16 protein-coding genes are annotated in these 20459 nt (G+C 29.3%); 11 read left to right on the forward strand and 5 right to left on the reverse strand.

The window, feature by feature from the left end:
• Positions 1-21: 21 nt before the first annotated feature.
• Complete coding sequence (locus tag AAT22_RS02550) at positions 22-1347, forward strand: maltose-6'-phosphate glucosidase (RefSeq protein WP_047000146.1); 1326 nt, start codon at positions 22-24, stop codon at positions 1345-1347.
• An 83-nt stretch (positions 1348-1430) separates the two neighbouring features.
• On the opposite strand, the gene AAT22_RS02555 is transcribed toward AAT22_RS02550, so the two are convergent.
• The 3 genes from AAT22_RS02555 to AAT22_RS02565 form a co-directional block, all read right to left on the reverse strand.
• The gene (locus tag AAT22_RS02555; protein WP_047000147.1) at positions 1431-2405 is read right to left on the reverse strand and encodes a serine hydrolase; all 975 of its coding nucleotides are present in this window, start codon (positions 2403-2405) and stop codon (positions 1431-1433) included.
• A 13-nt stretch (positions 2406-2418) separates the two neighbouring features.
• Complete coding sequence (locus AAT22_RS02560) at positions 2419-3249, reverse strand: MerR family transcriptional regulator (RefSeq protein ID WP_047000148.1); 831 nt, start codon at positions 3247-3249, stop codon at positions 2419-2421.
• Positions 3250-3972: 723 nt separating this feature from the next.
• Positions 3973-5055, reverse strand: a complete 1083-nt coding sequence (locus AAT22_RS02565; RefSeq protein WP_047000149.1) for a dihydrodipicolinate reductase — start codon at positions 5053-5055, stop codon at positions 3973-3975.
• Positions 5056-5270: 215 nt separating this feature from the next.
• On the opposite strand from AAT22_RS02565, the gene AAT22_RS02570 reads away from it, so the two are divergent.
• The 3 genes from AAT22_RS02570 (at position 5271) to AAT22_RS02580 (ending at position 10856) form a co-directional block, all read left to right on the forward strand.
• Positions 5271-6125 (forward strand): MerR family transcriptional regulator, encoded by an 855-nt coding sequence (locus tag AAT22_RS02570; protein ID WP_047000150.1) that lies wholly within the window; start codon positions 5271-5273, stop codon positions 6123-6125.
• A 102-nt stretch (positions 6126-6227) separates the two neighbouring features.
• Positions 6228-8948 (forward strand): ABC transporter ATP-binding protein/permease, encoded by a 2721-nt coding sequence (locus AAT22_RS02575; protein WP_047000151.1) that lies wholly within the window; start codon positions 6228-6230, stop codon positions 8946-8948.
• A gap of 168 nt (positions 8949-9116) precedes the next feature.
• Positions 9117-10856 (forward strand): ammonium transporter, encoded by a 1740-nt coding sequence (locus AAT22_RS02580; RefSeq protein WP_047000152.1) that lies wholly within the window; start codon positions 9117-9119, stop codon positions 10854-10856.
• A 143-nt stretch (positions 10857-10999) separates the two neighbouring features.
• Here the strand turns inward: AAT22_RS02580 and AAT22_RS18510 are convergent, their stop codons facing one another.
• A complete protein-coding gene (locus AAT22_RS18510; RefSeq protein WP_156174274.1) occupies positions 11000-11440 on the reverse strand; it encodes a hypothetical protein in 441 nt (146 codons plus the stop codon).
• A gap of 304 nt (positions 11441-11744) precedes the next feature.
• Here AAT22_RS18510 and gltS point away from each other — a divergent pair, with 304 nt between their 5' ends.
• Entirely contained in the window at positions 11745-12941 is a 1197-nt protein-coding gene (gene gltS / locus AAT22_RS02590) for a sodium/glutamate symporter (protein ID WP_047000153.1), read from the forward strand.
• A 67-nt stretch (positions 12942-13008) separates the two neighbouring features.
• Here the strand turns inward: gltS and AAT22_RS02595 are convergent, their stop codons facing one another.
• Positions 13009-13431: a GNAT family N-acetyltransferase gene (locus tag AAT22_RS02595; RefSeq protein ID WP_016205698.1), complete on the reverse strand. Its 423-nt coding sequence runs from the start codon at positions 13429-13431 to the stop codon at positions 13009-13011.
• Positions 13432-13620: 189 nt separating this feature from the next.
• On the opposite strand from AAT22_RS02595, the gene AAT22_RS02600 reads away from it, so the two are divergent.
• From AAT22_RS02600 to abc-f, 6 genes are all read left to right on the forward strand, one after another.
• The gene (locus AAT22_RS02600; RefSeq protein WP_047000154.1) at positions 13621-14439 is read left to right on the forward strand and encodes an N-acetylmuramoyl-L-alanine amidase; all 819 of its coding nucleotides are present in this window, start codon (positions 13621-13623) and stop codon (positions 14437-14439) included.
• A gap of 324 nt (positions 14440-14763) precedes the next feature.
• A complete protein-coding gene (locus tag AAT22_RS02605; protein ID WP_047000155.1) occupies positions 14764-16191 on the forward strand; it encodes an NAD(P)/FAD-dependent oxidoreductase in 1428 nt (475 codons plus the stop codon).
• Positions 16192-16202: 11 nt separating this feature from the next.
• Complete coding sequence (locus tag AAT22_RS02610) at positions 16203-17456, forward strand: FAD-dependent oxidoreductase (protein WP_047000156.1); 1254 nt, start codon at positions 16203-16205, stop codon at positions 17454-17456.
• 2 nt (positions 17457-17458) lie between these two features.
• On the forward strand, positions 17459-17812 hold the full coding sequence (locus AAT22_RS02615) for a DUF1667 domain-containing protein (RefSeq protein ID WP_047000157.1): 354 nt from the start codon (positions 17459-17461) through the stop codon (positions 17810-17812).
• A gap of 215 nt (positions 17813-18027) precedes the next feature.
• Positions 18028-18174 (forward strand): hypothetical protein, encoded by a 147-nt coding sequence (locus AAT22_RS19235; RefSeq protein WP_172654997.1) that lies wholly within the window; start codon positions 18028-18030, stop codon positions 18172-18174.
• 277 nt (positions 18175-18451) lie between these two features.
• Complete coding sequence (gene abc-f, locus AAT22_RS02620; RefSeq protein WP_047000158.1) at positions 18452-20338, forward strand: ribosomal protection-like ABC-F family protein; 1887 nt, start codon at positions 18452-18454, stop codon at positions 20336-20338.
• Positions 20339-20459 lie beyond the last annotated feature (121 nt).

Consider the following 20459-nt stretch of genomic DNA (forward strand, 5'->3'; position numbering starts at 1 on the left):
AAAATTGGAGGAAGACAGAAAATGGGCAATAAGTTTGTAATGGTTGGTGGAGGTTCTACTCAGTCACCTGGTATTTTAGAAGTTTTAAGAAAACGTGCAGAAGAATTAAATTTAAAGGATTTAGTTTTATATGATATTGATGAGGAAAGAGTTTCTTTACTTGGGAAATATACAAAAATGTATTATAAAGAATTGGGTTCCAAGGTAAACGTTACCTACACAACAAATATAGATGAAGCTTTAAAAGGTGCAGATTTCTTATTTATGCAAATTCGTCCAGGTTTGAATAAACAGAGAGCTATTGATGAAAAAATATGTTTAAACAATGGTGTTGTTGGACAAGAAACTTGTGGCTTAGGTGGATTTTCATTTGCTATGAGGGTAATCCCAGCTGTTTTAGAAATCGTTAAAAAGGTGAAGGAAATTTGCCCGAAGGCTTGGATTTTAAACTATACAAATCCAGAGGCTATTTTATCTGAAGCAATTTATCGTGAGTTTCCAGATGCCAATGTTTTATGTATTTGTGATATGCCGATTTCAATTGAAGGCGCGATTGCAAAGTACTTTAATAAGGAGCATCGCAATTTAACCTTTAAATACTTTGGAATAAATCATTTTGGATGGTGGACTAATATCTATGACGAAAGAGGTTTTGATTTGTTACCACAATTACGTGAAGATGTTCTTTCTGGTAAAATCGATACACTTTTGATGTCAAATGATGAAACCGTTGGAGATCAGTACTGGATAGATACCTATAAGCAAATGATTAGTCTATTTAAACGCTTTCCAGATTATTTTCCTAATTGTTACTTACAGTATTATTTAACTCCAGATGAAATGGTGGCACACGATGACGTTTCCTTTACTCGTGGAGATTATGTAATGCAAGGTAGGGAAAAGCGTATCTATGATGAATGTCGTCGAGTTATTGCAGCAGGGTCAGCTAAAGATTCTTCACTACATGCAGGTGTTCATGGTAATTATATTGTTGACATTGCTTATGCGATTATTCATAATACTAGGGAAAGATTTATAGTTAATAAAAAGAATCACGGTGCAATCTTCAATTTCGATCCAGAGGCAGTTGTTGAAACACCAGCCTATGTTGGTTCAATGGGAGCTGAAACCATCAATATTGGTGAAATACCAACCTTCCAAAAAGGTTTGATGGAAATGCAAAAGGCCTATGAAAAAATGACAGTTGATGCAGCATTATCTGGATCTTACCAAATAGCCTTAGAAGCTGTGATGCTGAACAAAACAATACCTAATTATACTGTAGGGAAGAAGGTATTAGATGAGCTATACCAAGCTAATATAGGGTTATGGCCTGAATTAAAGTAAGTAATTAATAATAAATCAAATGTAAGCAAAAAAATAGGGATGGGTTCTTTTGGGAACCTTAATCCCTGTTTTTGCATTTACATTTAATAAATTGGATTAATATATTTTTTAATAAATTCAACTCTATCCTTAGCACGAGGTATGAAGAGAGAAGCAATGGAAATTACCATTTTTTTATCCTTATTAACAAAGATAGTATTTCCTCCATCACCCATAGCTGAATATCCAAGATCATTATCCTCACTAATCCACCATAAGTATCCATATGGAATATTAAGTTTGTCCCATCTACTATGTTCCTTTGTACTTTCCTCTATCCAAGTTTTTGATACAATTTGTTTTCCATTCCATATTCCATCATTTAAGTATAATTGACCTATTTTTGCCATATCAGTAGCAGATAAAGTAAGTCCCCATCCCCCTGTGTTTATGCCCTTAGAATCAGAAACCCAACCACTAATATTTGTAGATTTATTAAAGGCTAGTTGCTCTTCTTTACTATTAAAAGTTATGTTATCAGCAACTGTAATTCCTAGTGGTTCAAATAAATTTTCTTTTGCAAAATCAAGAAGAGGTTTACCAGTTGCTTTTAAAAGAATGCCAGAGAAAATATCTGGACCTATAAGTGGAGCATATCTAAACTTACCAATATCATCTTTTCCACCTAATAAATCAAGGCTGAATTTTACAAAATCATCACTGGTAAAATACTTAATATAAGGATTAAACCTATATTTATATGGAGCTGTCATTGTAAGTAAATCCTTAAGAGTAATCTTTTGTATTACTTTTTCTCTTTTTTTAACTATATAATCTGGGAAAAAATCTAATACCTTGGTATCTACGCTTTTTATGTGACCTTTATCTATCGCAATTCCAATCAATATAGAAATAATGCTCTTTGTTACTGAATAAATATGAAGTTTGCTATTAGCAGTACAACCATTGAAGTAATTTTCATATAGAGTCTTACCATCCTTTAATACAATCAGCCCTGCAATGTTCTTATAGTCCTTATTTATTATTTTTTCTAACTCCAATATTTTTTCTTCATTCATATAACTCTCTCCTTTAAAATTGAATCTTCTTTTTAATAGGATAATAAACCTCAGTTATTAATTCGCTTTCATTTTTAACTTCAGTAGGATCATTTACATATACTTCAAAAAGTGCACTTACGCATTCATAGCCTTCTTTTTCTGCCCATTGAATTTGCTTAGTGTAAACAGAGGATAGATCAGAATAAGAACCATATACAACTGTTTTTAAGCATAAACCTGGGTTAAAATCTCTTGTGCCTTTAGCATACTCCTTTATTGGGATAGCAAATTCAGTATCTAAGCCAAAGGGGCTATATTCAGAACTGTGAAAGAGTACCATTGGCGGATTTACTATGGTTAATTTATCCTCTTGAATTTTATTTAATAATTTACAAAAACAATTATTATATTCCTCAGGAAATTCAGGCTCTTGAACCATTTTTCTAATATATAAAAGATTCATTTTTGGTACTTCTACAAGATTAATATCAATATCTTTTAGATATGACATAATTGATTTTCCCTCTTTTAAATTTGAGATATCAGTATTTAATTGATTTAATGTATTTTTAAATTCTTTAACTTGCTTTTCAATTTCTTTTTTCTTACTAACAAGGGACATATAAAGCTTTTCTTCCTTTAAGTCTTCAGAGTGAAGAATTGTTTTGATTTCTTCTAAAGAAAAATTATATGTCTTTAGACGCTTGATTAATAGCATAGTTTGTAATTGATTAATAGAATAATACCTATAACCATTTTCAGGATTAATTTCTTCAGGAAGTATTAATCCTATTTCAGCATAATAGCGAAGAGTTTTTGTTGATACCTTACATATATTCGAAAAGTCTCCAATGGATAACATATAGTATTCTCCTTTTAGTTCGTTAAATCTTTATATCTTTATCTTACACCTTATCCTAAGGGAAAAGTCAATGATATAAAGGACATGGATTATATGAATAATATTGAATAAAACTAAGTTGGTTATTGTGGTTATTTATGGAAGTATATACTAAATGGGTATATAATAAAAATATATATTATTGCACAATTGTATTAAAATGCGAAGCATTTTTCAGTTCACAGCACACAATTGTTTTTATTTTTTTAGGGAAAAGGGAACAGGTATCAGGGAACAAGCTCAATTATAGTTTGCTCCCTTTAACTAAGTTTTTAATTTCCCTCACCAATTATTTTTTACTAATAAATTAATTCATTATTAATTTAAATTCTTAATATAAGTTGGTGAAGGTAAATAGGATATGTGAAATAAGCATATAGCGAGAAACTAGAAGTACTTGGTGAAGGAAGAACTACTATGCCTTAGTGTTGTTGGTTTGTCTGAGCGCAGCGAGTTTAACGAAAACTCTTGGCATAGTAGTTCTCCGAGCCTAGTACTTCTTTTCGTAGCTATTTAGCTTATGAAACATATCTATTTATCGTAGCCTTTATATTCGCAATTTATAACTATTACGAATTAAAAGGTAATAATTAGATTTATATACTTTTATAGCTGCCATTATCAACATAACTTTAAAATAGAGCCATAAAAAAATCCCTAATTATTAGGGATTTTTTATACTAATTATTTTGTTTTAACGTATTCATTCATTGATTTAACAAGGTAATGATTTACAGGAAGTTTTTCAGTAGTGATATATCCAGCTTCAGCATCAATTAACATAGGAATTCTATTAACAAGAGTAGCACATGTTAATTCTACCGTTGCAGGTCTATCAACTTTAATTGATGTTTCAGGTTCGCCTTCAAATGTCCAATCATTTTTATCAAAATCATCAGGACCATAAACATAACCTTGACATTGAGTTTCTAAAGTTACTCCTTCTTCAGTTTCGGTTGTAACAATAGCTGACATTCCGGTTGCATCTCCAGCTTTAACAGTCATATCTAACGTTGAAGAATACAAGTCTTCTTTATGTGTCATAGGAATACATTTTTGAGTTTGTGATTTTATAGTTAAGCCTAACTGACTACATAACCATCCATTTTGGTTCCACATATAAGAAGGAACAACTTTACCATCCTTAATTGCTTGTGCAGTTTCTTCATGATTCAATCCATTATAGTTACCAATTTCTTTTTCAAACTTTTCAATAGAAAGACCAGCTCCATGACCTTCTGCAAGAGCAATTCCATAATCTTCTACATTATAGCTACTAACACCTCTTATTTTAGTAATTTTATGCATTGATCCTGCTAAAGTTGTAATTAAGCTTCCCCAATACATATCAGGATATCCACTTCCACATAATGTACAACCGTTTTTCTTTGCAAGTTCATCTAATTCTTTTGTAATATCATAAGATGAGTTCCAAGGATATAAGGCTTCTTCGCAGGTACTTATGGCATTTATACCATTTTCAGCACAAACTGTAAATGCAGGTTTTAAATCTTCCATAGTTGATCTTGTAGCGATAACGCAAACATCAGGTTGTGTTTCCTTTAACAATTTATCAGCTTCTTCAACACTGCTTATCTTTACACCAAGTGGCTTCATACCCAACAGTTCACCAACATCTTTTCCAATTACTTTTGGATTTAAATCTAAGGCACCAACAAGCTCTCCACCATGTTCTAATACGTACCTCATAAGATATAAGCTCATTTTTCCACAGCCATATTGCACTACTTTAACTTTATTTTCCATTAAAGTTACCTCCTAATATTAAAAAATTGAATTTTCTGATTTCATTATAAAGCTTATAGTAAGTATAAAGTCAAATAAATTGTTAAATTTTTTACATTCTAGGGATTAACATATGTATAAGAGTTAATAGCTTGATGATTTAATTCTTTATGTTTTATAATATAAGTATATTAAAGTGGAAAGACTATACTATAGTATAAGGTAGGGGTACATATATGAGTGAGAATTATTTAACAATAGGACAAATGGCAAAATTAAACCATGTATCAACTCAAACACTACGACTTTATGATAGAAAAGGATTGCTAAAGCCAGAATATCAAGACCCACAGAATGGTTATCGCTATTATCATATAGCCCAAAGTGATGAATTAGACTTAATTCATACTATGAAAATATGTGGAATGACATTAGAACAAATTCACAAACAGCTAACTCAAGCATCTCAAGAAGATCTTCACAAATCTCTTATTGAGCAAGAGAAAAAATTAAGCAAGGAAATTAAACAGCTTACAAGAAGTTTATATACAATAAGGAGATTCACATCAAATCTAAGTCGCCTAAATTCTATTCCTCCTATAGGAAAGATAATATATGAGTATTTACCTGAAAGAAGGATAGACACTTTTACTTCAGATATTGATTTTTTTGAAAAGGGATATTCAGGATATGAGGAAATGCTAAGAGAATTTAAAAGCTATATGATTAAAAATGGATTACCACTTTCATATTTCTTTAATGCAGGAACACTTATTGAAAAGGATGATTTTACAAAACAAATACTAAAATCAAATAAAGTGTTTATATTTATAGATGATGATTATCCTGTAAGTAAATCTCAACGTATTTTACCAGAAAATATGTATATGACAATTTATGCAGATGATACTTCACAAGAATATGAATATGCAAAGAAAATATACTCCGAAATTAAGAAAGAAGGCTATGAGATAGCAGGAGAATATCTTTGTGAAGTTATTCTATTTACACCGTACAATAAAAAACAAAATAAATACATGAAATATAAAATGCAAGTTCCAATAATGAAAACTCATAATTCTATTAATTAAGAAAAAACAATTCAAAAGTTATTGGAAAATATTATATATTTAATTTTAAATTTATTAAAGTATGGTAAAATAATCTTTATACAAAAGGAAAGGAGTTTTAAGATGCTACAAATTAAAAATATTAAAAAACAATATATAACTGGCGATTTGGTACAAAATGCTTTAAATGATGTTAGTTTGAATTTAAGAAATAATGAATTTGTTGCTATTTTAGGACCTAGTGGTTCTGGAAAGACAACATTATTAAATATTATTGGTGGGTTAGATAATTATGATTCTGGAGATTTAATTATCAATGATATTTCTACGAAGAAGTATACTGATAGAGATTGGGATTCATATAGAAATCATACAATAGGATTCGTATTTCAAAGCTATAACCTAATTCCTCATCAAACAATATTATCAAATGTAGAATTAGCTCTAACAATTTCAGGTATATCTAAGAGTGAAAGAAGAAAAAAAGCAATTAAGGCATTAGAAGAAGTAGGTTTAGGTGATCAAATTCACAAAAAACCCAATCAAATGTCAGGTGGCCAAATGCAACGTGTTGCCATTGCTCGTGCCTTAGTTAATAACCCTGATATTCTACTTGCTGATGAGCCAACAGGAGCCTTAGATAGTGATACTAGTATGCAGGTTATGGAATTATTAAAAGAAGTAGCTAAAGAGAGACTGGTTGTTATGGTTACTCATAATCCAGAATTAGCTCAAGAATATGCAACTAGAATTGTAAGGGTAAAGGATGGGGTTATATTAGAGGATACTGATCCTTTTATTATCGAAGAAGAGAAAGAAGTAATAGAACATAAGAATATGGGTAAATCTTCCATGTCATTTCTTACAGCCTTATCATTAAGTTTCAATAATCTTCGTACTAAAAAAGCCAGAACATTTTTAACTGCATTTGCAGGATCTATAGGGATTATTGGTATAGCATTAATCTTATCTTTATCCACAGGTGTAAATACCTATATAGAAGATATTCAAAAAGATACAATGACTTCTTATCCAATTGCCATTGAATCACAAGCTTTTGATTTAAGTGGAATAATTGAAAGTGGTAGAGAAAATTCTGGTAATAAAGATCAAGATGTTAATCATGAATTAGATGCAATTTATTCTAATAATACTGAATTGGAAATGACATCAAGTATGACAACAAGTATTAGTGAAAACAATCTAACACAATTTAAGAAATATTTAGATGATGAAAATAGTGAAATTCATCAATTTATTGGTGAAAATGGTATTGTCTATTCTTATGATGTGAAATTTGATGCATTTACTTATGATAGTGAAAATAAATTTATTAATACAGATGGAAGTTCTTTTGAAGATTCTAATTCTATGGCAATGCCACCAGCTATGGGAGGTAACTCTAGCGGAATGCCATCAGTTATGGGAGGAAATAGATCAAATTCTAATTTTTCTGAATTGATGCCTGGTACTGGTGATAAGGTTATTAGCGATGCTTTAAAAGATAGTTATGATATTTTATATGGTGAATGGCCAACAAAATATAATGAAGTTGTATTGGCCCTTAATAAAAATAATGAAATTTCTTCAAAAACTTTATATGAATTAGGAATATTGCCTGCTTCTGAATATAAAAAGGTAATGAAAGATATGGAGGAGGGTAAAGAGGTTAGTTTAGAAACAAGACAATGGACTTATGAGGATATAGCAAAACAAGAATTTTACTTAATTCCTGCTAGTGATAAATATGTAAAGAATCATTATGGCACATTTGATTTGATTGAGGATGAGGCACAACTTGAAGAATTATTAGATAGTGCAGTTAAACTTCAAATTAGCGGAGTTATTCGTCAAAAGGAAGATGCTAATTTATCCATTAATTCTACATTAGGATACACAAGGTTACTTACTGATTATCTTATTAATTACGCAAATGAAAGTGTTGTTGTGAAATCACAATTAGATAATAAAGAAGTTAATGTATTAAATGGAATGACATTTACACCAGCTGATGATTCAACAAAAGTTAAAGATGCTAAAACTTATGTTGAACAATTAGGTATATCTGATAAAGCAAGCTTAGCTATGTCCATTATGAAATCTGAAAATATGATGTTAGGACAAATGATGGCTATGGGGGAAAATGAATTAGCTAGTATGTTTGATCAATATTTAGCTAGCGCTGGTGATGAAACATTAATTAAGATATATGATGAATATATATCTACAGGTAATTATGATGATAATTTAAGTGCATTTGGAGTTGTTAGTTTAGATGCACCTACTTCAATTAATATTTATGCGGATAGTTTTGAGGCAAAGGAAGAAATTTCAAGATGTATAGAAGAATACAATGCTAGTGCTTCAGAAGAAAATAAAATTACTTATACTGATTATGTTGCTTTATTAATGTCTTCAATCACAACAATAATAGATGTTATTTCTTATGTATTGATTGCATTTGTTGGAGTATCATTAGTTGTTTCTTCAATAATGATTGGGATTATTACTTATATTTCAGTACTTGAAAGAACAAAAGAAATTGGTATATTACGTGCAATAGGTGCTTCAAAAGGTAATATTAGTCAAGTGTTTAATGCAGAAACATTTATTATCGGGTTATTTTCTGGTTTGATAGGTATTGCTGTTACATTATTGCTTTTAATACCTACAAATATAGTGATTCACTCATTAACTGATACTACAACAATAAATGCCAGATTACCGGTAAGTAGTGCTTTCATATTAATTGGTTTAAGTGTGATTTTAACATTAATTGGAGGCTTGATTCCTGCGAAAAAAGCAGCTAAAAAAGATCCGGTAACTGCATTAAGAACAGAGTAAATTTAAAGGGGAAAATATTTAGAAAAAATATTAAAAATATAGATTTTCAAATATTGACAGCAAATATTTGGTGTGATATCATTAGAACATTAAAAAAAGAGAGAGCAAAGACGTTCTATTAAGAAAGTCTTTGCTCTCTTTTTTTATTTTATAAAGGGGGTATTTATTATGAATTCTACAATGATAATTGACACCGTTTGGGTATTTCTTGCAGCTATTTTAGTTTTCTTTATGAATCTTGGTTTTGCATCAGTTGAGGCAGGTTTTGCAAGATCAAAGAATACAGTTAATATTCTATCAAAAAACTTTATAGTATTTGCAGTTTCATCCTTAGGGTTTATGCTGCTTGGTTGGGGGATAATGTTTGGGGGAGATAATCCATTTATAGGAACAGAAAATTTGTTTATTTTAGGAAATGCGGACTTATCTTTCTATAATGACACATTAACATCAAATGTTCCCTTTTGGGGCAAATTTTTCTTTCAATTAGTTTTCTGTGGAACTGCAGCAACTATAGTTTCTGGTGCTGTAGCAGAACGTGTAAAATATTTATCATTTATTATTTTCTCGTTTGTATTAACTCTTATTATCTATCCAATAGTAGGTCACTGGATATGGGGCGGCGGTTGGCTTGCAAATATTGGATTTATGGATTTTGCTGGCGATACTGTAGTTCATTCAGTTGGCGGTTGGGCAGCACTTGCTGGTGCATTAATCCTTGGACCTCGTATTGGAAAATACAGCAAGGATGGTAAGATAAAAGCAATTCCAGGTCATAATATGTCTTTAGCAGTTATAGGTTTATTTATACTTTGGCTTGGTTGGTTTGGATTTAATCCAGGCTCTACTATGAGCTTTCAAAATCCAGATGATGTAATGCATATATTAATGACAACTAATACTGCAGCTATTGCAGCTATATTAACATCTACTGCCACTGCTTGGATTATAATAGGAAAGCCTGATTTAGGAATGACTATCAATGGATGTCTTGCAGGTTTAGTAGGAATTACAGGAAGTTGTGCCTATGTTAGTATTGAAGCTTCTTTATTAATTGGAGCTATTGCAGGAATATTAGTTGTATATGCAGTAATGTTTTTTGATAAGATAAAGGTTGATGATCCTGTTGGGGCAACAGCAGTCCATCTAGCTTGTGGTGTTTTTGGGACAATCTGTGTTGGTCTATTTGCAAAGGAAGGAATTACAAGCCTATCTACTCAAAATGGTTTATTTTATGGTGGTGGATTCCAGTTGTTATGGGCTCAAATTATAGGAATAGTTGCTGTAGGTGCCTTCGTATTTGCTTCATCTCTACTTGTTTGGTATTTAATAAAAAAGACAATAGGAATTCGTGTATCTGCTGAAGAAGAAATAGCTGGTCTTGATATTGGTGAACATGGAAATATAGCTTATCCAGATTTTGCTTTAGTTGCAAGTGGAAATGGATATATAAATAGTATTGAAGATATAAATATAGAGGTTACAGATAATTCTAAAGATACTGTTCCAGCAAATGTCGCAGTTCCTGTAGTTCATAAAGAACATTCAGGTGATAAGATGACAAAGGTTACTATAATAACAAACCAAAACAAATTATCTGCATTACAAGATGCTCTTGGAAATCTTGGAGTAACTGGTCTTACAGTTACAAATGTTCTTGGACACGGTATGCAAAAGGGAAATCCTACCTTCTTTAGGGGAATCCCTATGGACACAAGATTACTTCCTAAAGTTAAAGTAGATGTTGTAATATGTAAGATTCCAATTGAAACTTTAGTTGACACAGTTAAAAAGGTACTTTATACAGGTAATATTGGTGATGGAAAGATATTTATATATGATGTAGAAGACGTAATTAAAATTCGTACTAATGAACATGGATATGATGCATTACAAGATGAAGAATAGTGACATCTTAAAAAAATTATATAATTTAAATAAAAATATATAGATAATATAAGAGTAAAAAGACTGTATCTAAATTATTTTATAATAAAGTAATTTAAATACAGTCTATAAATTTTTAATTACATAGTTATAAAATAACTAATTTATTTGCATTCTCTAGAGTTTTCGTGATTGTATTTACACCAATTAAAGTAATCTTCATAGTCATACTTATTAGATTTCTTGTCGCACTTATCATCATGAACTTTTTTACAACATATACAGCATATATAGCAAGAAGCAGGCTTCTTGCCATTACATTTATTTTCGTGATTATTTTCTTGTTTTTTGCAACATTTATCATGGTGTTTGCAATCGTGTTTATCATAGTCATCATTATTTTTGCAGCATCTATCATGCTTATTGCTTTCTTGTTCTTTACAACATCTATCATAATAATCATTTTCATGATTATTTTTCTTATTATAATTATTATCATCATAATATTCATTATCATAATCAGTGTAATCATTATAGAATCTATTATTTGAATTACATGTCATAGCAAATTCATCTCCACTAAGATTTATTTTTATAATACACATAGTCTATAATATGTTAATTATATCAAAAGTGTTACAGAGTTGAATAAATTACATAATAGAAATGAGTAATTTTTATTGAAAAGTAATTTATTTTAATTTATAATATGATGTACTATATTTAATTCTATCTTTTTTATATTAGTTAAGAGATAGTATGTAATGGAACCTTATACCAATTTGGGATGTTTTAGCATCTCTTTTTTATTTTATATTATTTTTTTATACGATTTCATTTCATTAAATATAGTTTAACTTAAGAAAAACAAATATATAAGACTTATATATTAGAGAGGTGAGTGAATACATGGAATTTAAACTAGATATATTTCAAACAATGGCATTAGCAACAGTTGTATTTTACTTTGGAGGATACTTGCGAAAAAAAATAAGATTTCTAGAAAAATATTGTATACCGTCTGCAGTAATTGGAGGTATGATTTTTTCGATAATTGCTCTTATTTTAAGGTTAACAAATGTAGCATCAATAAGTTTAGACACTACATTACAAAATGTTTTTATGACTGCGTTTTTTACAAGCATAGGATATACAGCTAGTCTTAGAGTATTAAAAAATGGAGGAGTAAAAGTAGCAATTTTTCTGACACTGTCAGTAATACTTGTAATTTTGCAAGATATAGTTGGTGTTTCATTAGCATCAATATTTAATATTAATCCATTATTAGGTTTAGCTACAGGGTCGATTCCCTTAGTTGGGGGACATGGAACATCAGGTTCTTTTGGACCGCTTTTAGAGAATCTTGGTGTTAGTGGCGCTACTACGGTATCTTTTGCATCAGCAACATTTGGATTAGTAATGGGTAGTATTTTAGGTGGATTTATCGCAAAAACTTTAATAGAAAAAAATAAAATAAAAACTTCTAAAGAATATCATGATAAAGATATTCCTTTAAGTGACTTTCATCATGATGAAACTGCAGTTCTATCATATAATAGAATTATGAAGGCATCATCATGGATATTTATAGCAATGGGAATAGGTTCAATTATAACTAAATATATTCAAAGTCTAGGCTTAACGTTCCCATCATACATAGGAGCAATGCTTGTAGCAGCAGTTATAAAAAATATACTAGATTTTAAGAAAGTTGAACTTGAAGATAAGGAAATAGAAACTATAGGAGGAATTAGTCTTTCTTTTTATCTTTCATTGGCATTAATGGGATTAAAGCTGTGGGAGTTATTTGATTTAGCAATTCCAATGATAGTTATGCTTGTTTCTCAAACAATACTTATGGGAGTTTTTGCTTATATAATTATGTTTAGGATTATGGGAAGAAATTATGATGCAGCAGTTTTTGCATCAGCTGCTTGTGGATTCGGAATGGGTTCAACAGCAAATGCAATAGCTAATATGGATGCATTAACTGATAAATATGGATTTAGTGAAACCCCATATTTTGTAGTACCAATTGTAGGTGGTTTATTCATTGATTTCATAAATTCGGCTGTAATTACTTTATTTATAAATATATTTGGATAATAAATAAAAATTATATTCATTAAAAAGTTCCAATACAAAAGTAGTTTTGTATTGGAACTTTTTTATATTATTCTATTAATCCTTTATTTCTCATTCTTTCCATATCAATAAACAATCCCATACCTGTTTTTAAATGCCCGAATCCCAATTTTTCATAGAAAGGCTCCTTCCCTTTTGCAGCATATAAAATGAAGTTACAGTTAGGAAGTCTTTTAGTTATATTATTTAAAATTAATCTTCCAACTCCCTTACCTTGGTATTCTGGAATTATTGCTAAGTCATAAATAGCTGCTTGTCTAATACCATCTGAAATAGCTCTTCCAAATCCTATTAAAGTATCATTATCAAAAACAAATATAACAGTATGACTGTTTTCAAAGGAAATTCTGTGAGTCTCATTATCAGAATAAGACATACCAACAGTTTTTAATATTTTAACTACATCATTCCAATTTACATTTAAACAATTATCTTGAACTCTCAAGCTCATAAATAAACACCTCATTTTAATCTATAAAATTAATTTATATTATAGCATAAAGTCTATATCTATTAAGTTAAAAAATACTTACAAAATAATTTAAGGAAATTTTTAAAAAATTTTTTAAAGTGCATATGTAATAGATGTAGGAAGCTAGCTTCAAAAATAAAAATTAAATTAAAAAGGAGAGGATTTAAAATGGCTTTAGTACAAAGACTTATATCATCAGACAAATACAGTATAAAGTGTCCATATTCTATGACACCAAAGGGGATATGCATTCATAACACTGCAAATGATGCAACTGCATCAAATGAAATATCTTATATGCAATCAAATACTAACAGTGTATCTTTCCACATTGCAATAGATGATGTGGAAGCTATTCAAGGAATACCTTTTAATCGTAATGCTTGGCATGCAGGAGATGGCTCAACTGGAGATGGAAACAGAAATTATATATCTGTTGAAATTTGTTATTCAAAATCAGGTGGAACTAAATTTATAAATGCTGAAAAAAGAGCAGCAAAGGAAGTTGCAGCACTATTAAAACAATATGGATGGGGTATAGCTCAAATTAGAAAACATCAAGATTTCAGTGGGAAATATTGCCCTCATAGAACATTAGATATGGGATGGCAAAGGTTCTTAAATATGATTCAAGATGAACTAGATATATTAAACCCACCAACAACTGAATTATATAGGGTTAGAAAAACATGGGAAGATGCAGCATCACAAATAGGAGCATTTAGTAACTTGCAAAATGCAAAAGATTGTGCAGATGCAAATCCTGGGTATAGTGTATTTAATAGTAGTGGCGTTAAAATATATCCAGTTTCAAATATAGTAGTAGGATCTAAAGTAAAAGTTATAGGAAATAATTATGCAACAGGGGAAGTAATACCAGATTGGGTTAAGCAAGGAACATACACAGTTAGCCAAATAGTAGATAATAAAGCATTATTAAAAGAAATAACAAGTTGGGTGTATTTAAAAGATTTAATACTAGCATAATATAATGAAAGGTTAAAATGGAAGAGTAGATAAGTTTATAAATTTATCTACTCTTTTTATAAACTTAAATAATTAAATATTTATAATTACATGAATACTCTATTTTTTTATATAGAAATATGGTATAATGAAGACAAATATAAAAGAATTTAATAATAGAAGTTCGAAGCAACTTGTTTTAGTTTATATAAGCTTATAGCTAAAATAGTTTGTTTTCAAAATAAAGTGCGATTAGAGAATAAGAGTCAAGCACAAAATAAGGGTAATACCTTTATTTTGTCTTGGCTTTTTTTATTCTTTATGAAATTATGGGAGGTAAAAAATATGTATGATGTAGTAATAATTGGTGCTGGGGTAATTGGAACATCTATTTTCAGGGAATTAACAAAATATAATGTAAAAGTAGCTATAATTGAAAAGGAAAATGATGTTTCTATGGGAACATCAAAAGCCAATTCTGCAATAGTCCATGCTGGATACGATCCAAAGGAAGGAACTTTAATGGCAAAACTTAATGTTAAAGGGAATGAAATGTTTGAAGACATTTGTAAAGAACTAGATGTTCCTTTTAAAAGAAATGGATCTTTAGTGCTTGCTTTTAATGAAGAAGAAGTTAAATCTATAAATAATTTATATGAAAATGGAACAAAAATTGGAGTTAAAAATTTAAGAATACTTGAAAAAGAAGAAATTTTAGATAAGGAGCCAAATATATCAGATAAGGTTCTTAAGGCATTATATGCACCAACAGGCGGAATAGTTGGTGTTATGGAATATACAATCGCCTTAGCTGAAAATGGAGTTTCAAATGGGGGAGAGATAATATTAGATTCAGAAGTAATAAAAATAGAGAAGGATAAGAATTTTAAGATTACAACTAGTAAAAATGAAATAATAGAAGCAAAATTTATAATTAATGCAGCAGGTGTTTATGCTGATAAGGTTCACAATTTAATTTGTAATGAAAGCTTTAAAATAACTCCTAGAAGAGGACAATATTTTGTTATGGATAAGTCTCAAGGTAATTTATTTAGCCATACAATTTTTCAATGCCCATCAACTCTTGGTAAAGGAATTTTAGTAACACCTACAGTTCATGGAAATCTTATTGTAGGTCCAGATGCAGAAAATCTTGAAGATAAAGATGATGTTGGAACAACTAATACAGGACTTGAATATGTGAGAGAAACTACTAAAAAAACAACAGAAAATATTAACTTTAGAGAAAGTATTAGAAATTTTGCAGGGCTTAGAGCAATACCTGATACAAATGATTTTATAATAGAAGAAGCAAAGGATGTAAAAGGATTTATTGATGTAGCGGGTATGAAATCTCCGGGTTTATCTTCAGCTCCAGCAATTGCACTAGAGACAATAGAAATTCTTCAATCTATAGGATTGACTAAAGAAAAAAATAAAACTTTTAATGGAAATAGGAAGCAACTTTATTTTATGGATTTATCTAAGGATGAAAAACAAGAACTTATAAAGAAAAATCCTTCTTATGGGAATGTAATTTGTAGATGTGAAGTGATAACTGAAGGAGAAATAGTTGATGCCATATCTAGGTCTTTTGGAGATATAACATTAGATGGAGTAAAAAGAAGATGTAGACCAGGAATGGGAAGATGCCAAGGTGGATTTTGTGGTCCAAAGGTCTTAGAAATTATAGCACGAGAAAAGAAGAAAGACTTTAAGGAAGTTTATCAAGAAAAAGAAAATTCTTATATTTTAGTGGAAAAAACAAAGTAGGGGGATTAATTATGAGATATGATTTAGTAGTAGTTGGAGGAGGCCCAGCAGGTTTAGCTGCAGCTTATGAAGCCTATAATAATGGAGTTAGTAGTATTTTGATTATAGAAAGAGATATGGAACTTGGAGGAATATTGAATCAATGTATTCATAATGGGTTTGGTCTTCATACATTTAAAGAAGAGCTAACAGGCCCAGAATACGCTCAAAGATTCATTAATTTAATTAAAGAAACTAAAATTGAAGTGATGTTAAATACTATGGTACTAGATATTGAAAAAGATAAAACAATACATGCAATAAATTCAGATAATGGATATATGGAGATAAATGCAAAATCAATAATTCTAGCTATGGGATGTAGAGAAAGAACAAGAGGAGCAATTAATATCCCTGGAGATAGGCCATCAGGAATATTTAATGCTGGGACAGCACAAAGATATATGAATATTGAAGGATATATGCCAGGAAAGGAAGTTGTTATTTTAGGATCTGGTGATATAGGTCTTATAATGGCAAGAAGAATGACTTTAGAAGGAGCTAAGGTTAAAGCTGTAGTTGAGCTTATGCCATATTCAAATGGACTTAATAGAAATATAGTGCAATGTTTAAATGATTATGATATACCACTTTATCTTTCTCATACAGTTGTAAATATAGTTGGAGATAAAAGATTAGAAAAGGTTGTTATATGTAAGGTTGATGAAAATAGAAAACCTATAAAAGGAACAGAAATTGAATTTGAATGTGATACTTTATTGTTATCAGTAGGGTTAATACCAGAAAATGAATTATCAAATAAAGTTGGATTAAATGGAGACAAGAGAACTAATGGACTTATAGTTAATGAAAGTATGGAAACTTCAATAGAAGGAATTTTTGCTTGTGGAAACGTTGTTCATGTTCATGATTTAGTTGATTTTGTAACAGGAGAAGCCAAACATGCTGGATTATCAGCAGCTAAATATGTAAAAGATAATTTAGTTAGAAGCGAAGATATTGATATTCTAAATGGGAAAAATATTAATTATACCGTTCCTCAGAAGGTATCAGTTGAAGCTGTACAGGATAAATTAACAATATTTATGAGGGTTAATAATATTTACAAAGATAAGGTTATTACAGTAAAAAATAAAGATAAGGTAATAGCTAGTTTTAAAAGAAAGCATTTAGCACCTTCTGAAATGGAAAAAATAATTTTAAATAAGAAACTGTTAGAAGAAATCGAAGGAAATATAGTTATATCTTTAGAGGATGGTGAATAATTGTGGTTAAAGAATTAATATGCATAAGTTGTCCTATGGGATGTCATTTGAAAGTAGATACAGAAAAACAAACTGTAACAGGCAATAGCTGTAAAAGAGGCGAGATATATGGAATAAATGAAGTAACAAATCCTGTAAGAGTAGTAACTACAACAGTGAAAATTCAGGGTGGAAGCCATGCAGTTTTACCTGTGAAAACAAAAAGTGCAATACCAAAAGATTTAAACTTTAAATGTGTTGAAGTATTAAATGAAATAACAGTAAAGGCTCCAGTAAAAATGGGAGATATTATTGTTAAAAATATACTTGGAACTGGAGTAGATGTTATTGCTAGTAGAAACATGGAAGAGAGGTGAAGAAGTTAAGAGTTAAAAGTGAAAAAGTTGAGGGGATAATTCATCTTTGATGAATTATGAATATAAAATAATTTGTTAGTAATATGGAATTAAAACATTGAATTAAGTAGAATTAGTTAAAAAATGAAAGAGTGAAAATTTATAATTGAAAAATATTGTAAATAACAGCTATGTAGTATATAATAAATTTAATTATAACAAAAGGAGGGTAGATCATGGCTAATATAGTTAGTAATTCTAAGTTTGTTTTAAATAAACAATGGAAATATAGCAGCTCAGTACAAAAAAGTGCAATTTTAGGCTTTGACGGGAGAAGTGCGTCCATTTTTAGAATAAATGCTGACTATTGTATAAATCCATGATTCTATATCTTACAGTTAATAAATTTATTATATTTAAGCTTGATTATATTTAAGACAAATTTTAGCTATATATAAATTTATAATTCTATTAAGTAAAGATTTTTAGGACTCAAGGTTTTATGCTTTGAGTCCTTTTTATACGCAATTTCTCTCATAAGCCTTTTAAATAACTTATTTTAAATTAGAAATAAGTTATTAAATGGGGCTTATTTTATTTATCTAAGAATTTTAATAAAAATTTAAAATAAAGCAGAGAAAAATTTTGGAGGAATTAAAAATGATAGAATTATCTTTAAATAAATTACAAAAATATTATGGTGCAACTATGGTCTTAGAGGATATAACCTTTGATGTTCAAACTTCTGAGAAAGTAGGCATCGTAGGTGGAAATGGTAGCGGTAAAAGTACTCTTTTAAAAATAATTATGGGCATTGAAGAATACGAAAAAGGAAATTTATCTATAAAAAAAGGAGCCACATTAGGATATCTTGAACAAATGCCAGTTTATCCAAAAGAGTTTAAAGTAATTGATGTATTAAATTCAGCATTTAAGGATATTGATAAAATGGCTCAAGAATTAAGAAATATGGAAAAGCAACTTTCAAAGTCTAGTGAATGTGATATTGGAAAAATTTTAAATAAATATTCAAATCTTCAATCTGCTTATGAAAGTTTAGGTGGCTATGAAAAAGAAGAAAAGTTAAGCAAGGTATGCACTGGGCTTAAGATAAATAATAAATTTAAGGAAAAGCTATTTTGCAACTTAAGTGGAGGAGAAAAAACTACTATTATATTAGGAAAAATACTACTTCAAAATCCGGATATATTATTGCTAGATGAACCATCAAATCATTTGGATTTAGATTCGATGGAATGGCTTGAAGATTATCTTAAGCAGTATAAAGGTATAGTAATAATAGTATCTCATGACAGGTATTTCTTAGATAATGTAGTAACTAAAATAATTGAAATAGAAGATATGAAGTCAAAAACTTATTTTGGTAATTATACTGAGTTTGTAAAGGAAAAAGAAATACAGCTACAACTTCAAATGAATGAATTTTTAGAACAACAAAAAAAGATTAAGGCTATTGAAAAGTCTATATCTCAGTTAAGAGATTGGGGAGCTAGAGGAGATAATGAAAAGTTCTTTAAAAGAGCAGCCAGTATGCAAAAGTTGCTTAATAAAATTGAAAGAATAGAGAAACCTATTTTAGAAAAGGAAAGAATTAATATTAATGTAAAAAATGCAGATAGGTCAGGAAATGAAGTCATAGTAATAAAGGATCTATGTAAGAGATACGAAGAAAAGGTTCTTTTAAATAAAGCACAACTACTTATAAGAAATAAAGAAGCTGTAGCTTTAATAGGTCAAAATGGTTGTGGAAAATCAACAATGATTAAAATTTTACTTGGAGCAGATAATGCAGACAGTGGCATAGCAGCTTTAGGAAGTTCTATAAAATTAGGTTATCTTCCACAAAATATAATATTTGATGATGAAGAGCAAACTATATTAGAAGCCTTTAGGAATGACATAGTTATAAGTGAAGGAAAAGCAAGAGAGTATTTAGCAAAATATATGTTCTTTGGCGAAGATGTTTTTAAAAGGGTTGGAAGCCTTTCTGGAGGAGAAAGAAGTAAGCTTAAATTAGCTATGTTAATGCACAATGAATTAAATTTATTGATTTTAGATGAGCCAACAAATCATTTAGATATTGATTCAAGAGAAGAATTAGAAGAGTTCTTAAAAGAGTTTAACGGGACACTTTTATTTATATCTCATGATAGATATTTCATAAATAGTATAGCTAGTAGAGTAGTTGAATTATCAAGAGGTTCTCTTATTTCTTATAATGGTAACTATGAATACTATAAAGAAAAAGTAGTGCAGGCAAAAGCTATAAATGTTACTATAGATACTAAAGCAAGTAAAGTTAAAGAAGAAAAATCTTTTATATTTGAAAAGAAATCTAATAATAAGTGGAAAGTAGATAAATTAGAAAAGGATATAGAACAATTAGAAGAAGATTTAAAAACCATAGAAGATGAAATAAATAAGTTTTGTGATGACTATGAGAAGTTAAATGAATTATACAATAAAAAAATAAATTTTGAAAAAGAACTTGAAATATTAATGGAAGAGTATTTTAATAACAATTAAAAAATATTATTTACTTCATTATATTATGTTTTTTCAAAATCAAAAATAAACAAAAAACTCTAGTATAAAAGATTATTAAGAATTAATAATAATACTAGAGTTTTTTTTAGATATATTTACG

The sequence above is a fragment of the Clostridium sp. C8 genome (assembly GCF_001010885.1).
Classification (GTDB): Bacteria; Bacillota; Clostridia; order Clostridiales; family Clostridiaceae; genus Clostridium; species Clostridium sartagoforme.